This window comes from Ralstonia sp. ASV6 (assembly GCF_016429285.1).
Classification (GTDB): domain Bacteria; phylum Pseudomonadota; class Gammaproteobacteria; order Burkholderiales; family Burkholderiaceae; genus Ralstonia; species Ralstonia flaminis.
On sequence record NZ_JAELUI010000029.1, the window covers coordinates 38,791 to 46,452 of the forward strand.

8 protein-coding genes are annotated in these 7,662 nt (G+C 64.6%); 4 read left to right on the plus strand and 4 right to left on the minus strand.

Annotated features, from left to right (window positions below; all coding sequences use genetic code 11):
• Positions 1-2: 2 nt before the first annotated feature.
• Complete coding sequence (locus tag JHD73_RS07920; RefSeq protein ID WP_199029480.1) at positions 3-1,019, minus strand: NAD(P)-dependent alcohol dehydrogenase; 1,017 nt, start codon at positions 1,017-1,019, stop codon at positions 3-5.
• A gap of 125 nt (positions 1,020-1,144) precedes the next feature.
• Between JHD73_RS07920 and JHD73_RS07925 the strand changes: the two genes are divergently transcribed.
• The 3 genes from JHD73_RS07925 to JHD73_RS07935 all read left to right on the plus strand — a co-directional run bounded on the left by JHD73_RS07925 (position 1,145) and on the right by JHD73_RS07935 (position 3,443).
• Complete coding sequence (locus JHD73_RS07925) at positions 1,145-2,041, plus strand: LysR family transcriptional regulator (RefSeq protein ID WP_199029482.1); 897 nt, start codon at positions 1,145-1,147, stop codon at positions 2,039-2,041.
• A 29-nt stretch (positions 2,042-2,070) separates the two neighbouring features.
• Positions 2,071-2,475 carry a 5-carboxymethyl-2-hydroxymuconate Delta-isomerase gene (locus tag JHD73_RS07930; RefSeq protein ID WP_199029484.1) on the plus strand — a complete coding sequence of 135 codons (405 nt, stop codon included), beginning with the start codon at positions 2,071-2,073 and terminating at the stop codon, positions 2,473-2,475.
• Between the two features lie 146 nt (positions 2,476-2,621).
• Positions 2,622-3,443 carry a hypothetical protein gene (locus tag JHD73_RS07935; protein ID WP_199029486.1) on the plus strand — a complete coding sequence of 274 codons (822 nt, stop codon included), beginning with the start codon at positions 2,622-2,624 and terminating at the stop codon, positions 3,441-3,443.
• Between the two features lie 31 nt (positions 3,444-3,474).
• Here JHD73_RS07935 and JHD73_RS07940 read toward each other — a convergent pair whose 3' ends face one another.
• The 3 genes from JHD73_RS07940 to lptF are packed head-to-tail and all read right to left on the minus strand — an operon-like array spanning position 3,475 to position 6,178.
• On the minus strand, positions 3,475-3,855 hold the full coding sequence (locus JHD73_RS07940; RefSeq protein ID WP_199029488.1) for a sirohydrochlorin chelatase: 381 nt from the start codon (positions 3,853-3,855) through the stop codon (positions 3,475-3,477).
• The gene (lptG, locus tag JHD73_RS07945; protein ID WP_199029502.1) at positions 3,855-5,051 is read right to left on the minus strand and encodes an LPS export ABC transporter permease LptG; all 1,197 of its coding nucleotides are present in this window, start codon (positions 5,049-5,051) and stop codon (positions 3,855-3,857) included. The genes JHD73_RS07940 and lptG overlap by 1 nt, the downstream gene beginning before the upstream one ends.
• Entirely contained in the window at positions 5,051-6,178 is a 1,128-nt protein-coding gene (lptF, locus tag JHD73_RS07950; protein WP_199029490.1) for an LPS export ABC transporter permease LptF, read from the minus strand. The genes lptG and lptF overlap by 1 nt, the downstream gene beginning before the upstream one ends.
• A 136-nt stretch (positions 6,179-6,314) precedes the next feature.
• Between lptF and JHD73_RS07955 the strand changes: the two genes are divergently transcribed.
• Positions 6,315-7,662: leucyl aminopeptidase (locus JHD73_RS07955; protein WP_199029492.1), on the plus strand; the 1,348-nt coding region annotated here is incomplete at its 3' end.

Here is a 7,662-nt window from a genome sequence, read left to right on the forward strand (position 1 = left end):
GCTCAGAACGCCAGCGCGATCTTTCCAAAGACTTTCCCGGCTTCCGTCAGCCGGAACGCCTCCGAAGCGTCTTGCCACGGCAGCACCTGGTCGACGATTGGGTGCAGGCCATGCAGTGCCAGCGCCCGGTTCATCGCCTCAAACGACGCCCGCGAGCCGACCGACGCTGGCCGGATCAGCGCTTTGCGCGCAAAGATTTCCAACGGGCTCACGCCACCCTCGCGCCCGGCCAAGTAGCCGACAAGGTGAATCTGTCCACCCACCCGCAGCGCTTTCAGTGAGCGTTGCAGCGTACCTCCGCCGCCCACTTCGATGACGTGATCGACGCCACGGCCGTTCGTGCACGCGAGCACCGCTTCATGCCACTCGGGCGTCGTGCGGTAGTTGATCGTGTCAGATTCGGGCACGCCCAAGGTCTGCACACGTTCGAGCTTCGCGTCGCTGCTCGACAGCACGATGGGCCGTGCACCCGCCATCAACGCGAATTGCACCGCGAACATCGACACACCGCCCGTGCCTTGCACGAGCACGGTTTCGCCGGGCTGCAGGTTGCCCGCTTCGATCAGGCAATGCCATGCGGTGAGGCCGGCGCAGGGCAGGGTGGCGGCTTCGGTATCGCTCAGGTGCGGCGGCACCACCACTGCGCCGCCCGCATCCAGGCGGATGGTGTCGGCCAGCCAGCCGTCGATCGGGCCGCCGAGTATGCGGCGCGTGTCGGCGTTGCGGAAGTCGCCGCCGTCCCAGCGCTGCCAGAACGTGCCGGCGACACGGTCACCCGGGCGCACGCGCGTCACGTTGTTGCCGATGGCGACCACTTCGCCCACGCCATCGGAGAGCGGGATCAGCGGCAGCGGAAAGCGTGTGAAGAATGTGCCGGAGACGATTTCCAGGTCGCGATAGTTGAGCGAGGCGGCGCGCGTGCGCACGATGATTTCGTCGGGTGCGGGTGTCGGGTCGTCGCGCTCGATGGGGCGCAGGGCGTGGATGCCGTAACCGTCGGTCAGTGCCAGGGCTTTCATGGTGTCCTCGTGGTGGCTGTGGAGGAAAGCAACGCAAAAGCGCGTCTGGCGATACTGTGGCGCGTCACCTAAGATGAATCCAATTCAATTTGTTCAGAAAGAACATAACGATTGGGAATGTTGTCATGCTCGAGGAAATGCGCACGTTCGTGCTGCTGGCACAGACCGGGTCGATTGCGCGAGTGGCCGAGCACCTGCCGCTCACGCAGCCGGCCGTCACCAAGCAGATCCAGCGGCTGGAGCGCGCGCTCGATACCGTGCTGTTCGATCGGCGCGTCAAGCCGTTCCGGCTCACCGCCGAGGGCGAGGCGGTACTGGCGCGCTGCCGCACCATCGTCGGTGAATTCGAGGCGCTGCGTGGCGCCGTGCGTGCTACCGGCGAGCCCGAGGGCGTGCTGCGTGTTGGCGTGAGCCACGCGGTAGGTGATGCGCGGTTTGCGCGCCTGCTGTCGGGGTTGCGGGTGCGCTATCCGGGGGTGTCGTTCCGCCTGAGCTGCGAGTGGGGCGGCGTGCTGCGCGAGCGCCTGAAGCGGGCCGAGCTGGACGCCGCGTTGTGGCTGGTGCCGTCCAACGCGCGTGGCCATCACGCCGATGCGGATATCCGCGTGATTGGCACCGAACCCGTCAGCCTGATTGCCGCGCCATCGCGCAAGTTGCCGCCGACGTTGTCGATGGTGCAAGTCACTGATGAGGCCTGGGTACTGAACCCGGCCGGCTGCGAGATGCGGGCGTGGTTGCTGGGCCGCTACGAGGCGGATCGGCTAACCCCGAACGTGGCCGCCGAGGTGCAGTCCGTGCCGCTGCAGCATGCGCTGGTGGCGGAGGGTTTCGGTCTTGGCTTTGCGCCTGTGAGGCTGATTGGACAGCAGATCGCAGAGGGTTTGCTGTCCGTGCACAAGTTGGCGTCCGCGCCGTCCGAGTGGGATGTGTGTGTGCAGCGTGCACCCTCGCTTGGGCGACTGGCGCGGGTAGTGGATGCCCTCGAACTGGCGCTGTCCACCGAGGCTGCAGCGGCGCGTTAATCATTGAACCCTTCTTTCGGATGCCTGCGATGCCGCACGTCATCATCGAGTACACCGCCAATGTTGAAGCCGACGCGCGCATTCCCGAACTGATGCGCCTGCTCAACGGCGTCCTGATCGGCCATGCGGATGTGTTTCCTACCGGTGGTATCCGCACGCGTGCGCTGCGTCTGGACCAGTACTGCATGGCAGATGGCGCCGAGGACGACGCCTTCGTCCACGTGGTATTCCGCATCAAGGCGGGTCGGCCCAAGGCTGTGACCGGGCCGATCTGCGCAGAATTGTTCGCCGCTTTGCGTACGCATCTAGCCCACGTGTTTGCACGCCGCAATCTCGGGTTGACGTTGGAGTTGGTGGAGTTCGACACCCATGGCTTTCACGTCGAAAACAACGTGCACGCACGCTTTGCGCAACTCGAAGCAGAGGGTGGTTAGCAGGGGGTGTGTGAGACGCGGCGAAAGCTTGATGAGACACCCGCACCAATCGCATTCATCACGCGGTTGCATGCTTGAGCCAGCATGGCTGCCATGGGAGTATCCCGGCCGCCACCGCCTGAGTGCGGGATCTCCAGCCCCATGCCATGCCTGCCACCCTATCGTCCATTCCACGTTCTGCTGCGCACCTCGGGGCTTGGGTGCCTGTTGTTGCCGTGCTCGCCTCGCTGGCTGCTTGCGGCGGTGGCGACGACAGTGCGAGCGCCGCATCAGCTCCGCGCACCATGAGCGGCATGGTGGCGATGGGTGATCTCCTGCATGGTGCGCAGGTGAGGGTGACCGACGCCCAGGGCAAGACGCTCAGCACGGTTTCCGACAGCACGGGCCACTACGATATCCCGCTTGCCGGGTTGACCGCCCCGCTGTTGGTCACCGCAGACGACGCCAGCGGGGATGATCCCACGCTCTATTCGGTGCTGCCCGAACTACCGACCCATGACGACGAGGCGATTGTGAACGTATCGATCATGACGTCGGCCCTGGTGGCAGAACTGAGTGAAGACGAAGATCCTGCTGCGCTGGGGGCGCCGCAGGTGTTGACCCGGCGCGTAACACCAATCAGCGTCAACGCCACCATTGCGCGGCTGAACAGTCAACTTGCGCCGATTCTTGCTGCCGCTGGCGAGAATGCCGCGTCGTACAACCCCATTCATCAGCCGTACCTGACCGCGCCGCAGCCCAAGGGCATTTTCGCGGACATCTTGAGGCAGGTGGCGCCGACGAAGGGCTCGATTGTCGGGCAACTGCTCCCGTATATGACCTGCCAAGGCGGCGCGACGCCAACATATGCGACGCGCGTCGATTTCGGTCGCACCGTGGTGGATCTGGCCTCGGTGATACCGAGTACTGGGAGGGTCGCCCCGCAGGGTGTTTGCGGCAACGGCGGGGGCGCTCCTCTGCCGTTCTGAATGCTTGCCGGCGAATGGTCGATCAGGCCGATCAGGTTGGCGAGGCGAGTTGCCGCACGCAATAGCCGGCAATCGCATCGAGCACAGCGTCGTCTTCGCCGACGGCATCGGCGCAGCGGATGGAGAGGGTGGGGTGCGCCTGTGCGCAGCGTTCGACCAGCGCGGGCAGATCTCGCCGCAAGTGGCCGCCCTGGCCGAAGAACACGGGCACGACGGTGATGTGCTGTGTGCCGGCCGTGGTCAGTTCGTCGATCGTGCCCGGCAGATCGGGCGTCATCAGCTCAAGAAAGGCGAGGCGGACATCAACGTCGGGTTGCTGGGCCGCCAGGCGCTTCTGCAAACGGTCGAACGGCTCGCGCCAGCGAGCGTCGCGCGCACCATGCGCAAACAGCACGAGTGCACGCGCGGTCATCAGTGACGTTCCACCCAGCGTAGTGCCACCAGCGCCAGTGCCAGATATAGCGCACCAGGCACGATGGCCGTGAAGATCGCCGGCCAGGTATTGAGCAAGCCCACGTGCGAGAACAGGTTGTTCACCAACTGGAACGACAGGCCAAGCATGATCCCACCGAACACCTTCAGGCCGACGGCTCCGGCGCGTGCGTGCAGGTAGGCGAAGGGCAGAGCCAGCGCCATCATCACCAGCACGGTGAACGGGTAGACGACCTTCTTCCACAACGCGATCTCGTAGCGTTGCGCATCCTGTTTGTTGTCACGCAGATGGCGGATGTACTGGAACAGGTCCAGCGTGGCCATGCGGTCGGGCGTGACCATCAGCACCGACAGGAGCTGCGGCGTGAGTTCCGAGCGCATCTCCTGTTGCGGTACCGTGAGCTGTTCGCCACGGAAATCCGGCGCCAGCGCATCGGGTGCGCCGGGTGCGGCCTGCACGTTGTCCTGCGGCGTAGCGGCAGCAGCCTTGCGCGGGAATTCAATGAAGCGTGTCTCGGTCACGTTGCTCAACTGCCAGCTCTGGTGACCTTCATACCGCGCCTGTTGCGCCACGCGAATCGTGCTCAGACGGTAGTCTGAATCGAATTCATAGATGCGCAGGCCCTGGATGGACTGGTCTGCCTGCAGTGCACCCACGTTGATGAAGCGTGTCACTTCGCCGCCACTGCCATCCGGCTTGGCAGGGCCGCGGTCCTTGACCCACACGCCCGAGCGAAAGCCCGCCGATACCGTGGCGCCCAGCGCCTCGAGCCGCACCTTCTGCGCGTATTGCTCCGCCTTCGGGCCGATGAACTCGCCGAAGATGTACGTCACCAGCGCCAGCGGCAGCGCAATCTTGAACAGCGACATCAGCGCACGCCGCGTATCCAGTCCGGCCACGCGGAAGATCGTGAACTCCGACTGGCTCGCCATCTGGGAGAACACGTAGATGGCACTGATGAGCGCGGCCACCGGAATCACTTCATACACGCGCGTCGGCGCTTGCAGCATCACGTGGAAGAACGCGATGAGCGTGGTGTAGCGCCCCATGACCGAGCCTAGCTCGCCCAGCATGTCGAAGAAGATGAACAGCGCCAGCACCGCAAACAGGATGAAGACGAACACGCCGTAGATCTGGCGCGCGAAGTATTTTTCGTAGACAGGCATCTTCAGCATCATGCCCCCGCCTTCGGTGCGGTTTTCGGCGCGAAGCCGAGCAGGGCAGAGATGCCCTTCAGGCCAGCGGAGCTGTAGTGGCGGAAGCGGAACAGCAGTACCGCGCAGATGAATGCGATGACGTGGAGCGGCCACCAGGCGAGCATTGCGTTGATTTTGCCCTGCGCCACCCATGCCTGCGACAAGTTCAGCAGGTTGGAGTACGTCAGGTAGATCAGCACGGCAAAGATCATCGGCGTGTAGCGGCCCAGGCGCGGGTTGACGTAGGCCAGCGGAATGGCAATCAGCACGAAGTTCAGCGCCAGCAGTGGCAGGCCGATGCGCCAGACCAGCTCGCCCAGGTTCTCGGGCGTCGGGTTGGCGAGCAGATCCTGCGTGGAGCGGCTCTTGGTCGGCAAGTTAGCATCGGCTTGGGGCGGCTTGTTGGCCACCTTCACGCCGTACTTGTCGAATTCAACGATGCGGTAGTCGAGCTTGCCGGGCGTGCCCTCATAGCGGCGGCCCTTGTCGAGCACGACGTAGCGGTCGCCGTTGGGCATGGTCTTGAATTCGCCGGTCTTGGCCAGCGCCACACCGATCTTGTCCTGCGCGGCATTCGCCACGAACAGGTTGCGGGCGTGTTTCATGCCGGAGTCCACGCCTTCGATGAAGAGCACGTAGTTGCCGTGCGCGGGCTCGATGAAGCGGCCGGCGGAGATCATCGAGAGCACGTCGCGCTGCTCGAAACGGTCGCGGAACAGTGCGCTCTGCTGGTTGGCCCACGGCCAGCCGAACAGTGCCAGCAATGCCACCAGCACGATGAACGGCGCTGAGAAGCGCAACACCGGGCGGATGAAATCGGTCAGGCTGATGCCCGAGGTGAACCACACCACCATCTCGGAATCCTTGTACCAGCGCGTGAGCACCAGCAGCACCGAGATGAAGAGGGTGGCGCACAGCAGAATCGCCAAGTAGCCCAGCGTAGCCAGGCCGATGAGGAGCAGGACGTCGTTCGGGTTGGCTTCACCATTGGCGGCCATGCCGAGAATGCGGATCACCAGGGTGGTCAGCATGAACGTCAGCAGCACGAGGAAGACGGCGCCGGCGGTAAAGGACAGCTCGCGTCGCAGGGCTTGTTCGAAAATCATGCGGATGCGGGAAGGGAGGGCGAGGTCTTGGCCATGGTTGGGACGATGCACGCCCCATCAGGGTTCCATCGGAGCCCCCGCGCAAAATCGCGGATAATGTGGGCTTTCGTTGACTCGCCCCATAGAGAGAAGCGCGATGGAATTTAGCACAAAAGCCCTGGACTGGGCCAAAGCGGGCGCCCTGGCTGCCAAGAGCGATTGCCTCGTGATCGGTCTGTTCGAGTCGCAGACCCTGGCGGGCGCCGCCAAGGCGCTGGACGTGGCGACCAAGGGCCTGGTCGGCCGCTTGATCAAATTGGGCGACTTTGAAGGCAAGCGCGGCACGTCGCTGCTACTGCACGAGGTGGCCGGCGTGGGCGCCGCCCGCGTGCTGCTGGTCGGCCTGGGCAAGGAAGCCGATTTCACCGACCGCGCCTACGCTGAAGCCGTGCGCACCGCGCTGCGCGCGCTGGCCAGCACCAAGGCCGCCAACGTGACGTGGACGCTCACCGAGCACACGGCCCGCGACAAGGACTCCGCCTGGGCCGTACTGACTGCCGTCACGCTCATCCGCGAAACGAGCTACCGCTTCATTGCGCGCCATCCGGCGCTCAAGAGCAAGGGCGACAAGAGCGGCACCAGCCTGCGCAAGGTCGTGCTGGCCGTGCCGGCCGCCGATGCCAAGGCCGCCAGCGTGGCCGCCGCACGCGGTACCGCCATCGCCAACGGCATGGATCTGACGCGTGATCTGGGCAACCTGCCGTCCAACATCTGCACGCCAACGTACCTGGCCAACACCGCGCGCCAGATTGCCAAGGAATTCAAGCTCAAGGTCGAAGTGCTTGGCCGCAAGCAGATCGAGGCCCTGAAGATGGGCGCTTTCCTGGCCGTGACCAAGGGCAGCGAAGAGCCGCCGCAGTTCATCGTGCTGCGCTACGAGGGCGGCCCCGCCAAGCAGGCACCGGTGGTGCTGGTCGGCAAGGGCATCACGTTTGATACGGGTGGCATCTCGCTCAAGCCGGGCGAGGGCATGGACGAGATGAAGTACGACATGTGTGGCGCCGCCTCGGTGCTGGGCACGTTGCGCGCTGTGGCCGAGATGGGTCTTAAGCAGAACGTCATCGCCGTGGTGCCGACCTGCGAGAACATGCCCAGCGGTATCGCCACCAAGCCGGGCGACGTGGTCACCAGCATGTCGGGCCAGACCATCGAAATCCTCAATACCGACGCCGAAGGCCGCCTGATCCTGTGCGATGCGTTGACCTACGTGGAGCGCTTCAAGCCAGCCGTGGTGATTGACGTGGCAACGTTGACTGGCGCGTGCATCATCGCGCTCGGCCACATCAACACCGGCATGTACGCCCGCAGCGATGCGCTGGCGGATTCGCTGATCGCGGCGGGCAAGCAGTCGCTCGACACCGCCTGGCGCATGCCGCTGGATGAGGAATACCAGGAGCAGCTCAAGTCCAACTTTGCCGACATGGGCAACATCGGTGGCCGCCCGG

Excerpts from the sequence above, each read along its gene's own strand:
- JHD73_RS07935 (WP_199029486.1), top strand. The coding sequence starts at position 2,622 with ATGCCTGCCACCCTATCGTCCATTCCACGTTCTGCTGCGCACCTCGGG.
- lptF (WP_199029490.1), bottom strand. The coding sequence starts at position 6,178 with ATGATTTTCGAACAAGCCCTGCGACGCGAGCTGTCCTTTACCGCCGGC.
- lptG (WP_199029502.1), bottom strand. The coding sequence starts at position 5,051 with ATGCTGAAGATGCCTGTCTACGAAAAATACTTCGCGCGCCAGATCTAC.
- JHD73_RS07930 (WP_199029484.1), top strand. The coding sequence starts at position 2,071 with ATGCCGCACGTCATCATCGAGTACACCGCCAATGTTGAAGCCGACGCG.
- JHD73_RS07920 (WP_199029480.1), bottom strand. The coding sequence starts at position 1,019 with ATGAAAGCCCTGGCACTGACCGACGGTTACGGCATCCACGCCCTGCGC.
- JHD73_RS07925 (WP_199029482.1), top strand. The coding sequence starts at position 1,145 with ATGCTCGAGGAAATGCGCACGTTCGTGCTGCTGGCACAGACCGGGTCG.
- JHD73_RS07940 (WP_199029488.1), bottom strand. The coding sequence starts at position 3,855 with ATGACCGCGCGTGCACTCGTGCTGTTTGCGCATGGTGCGCGCGACGCT.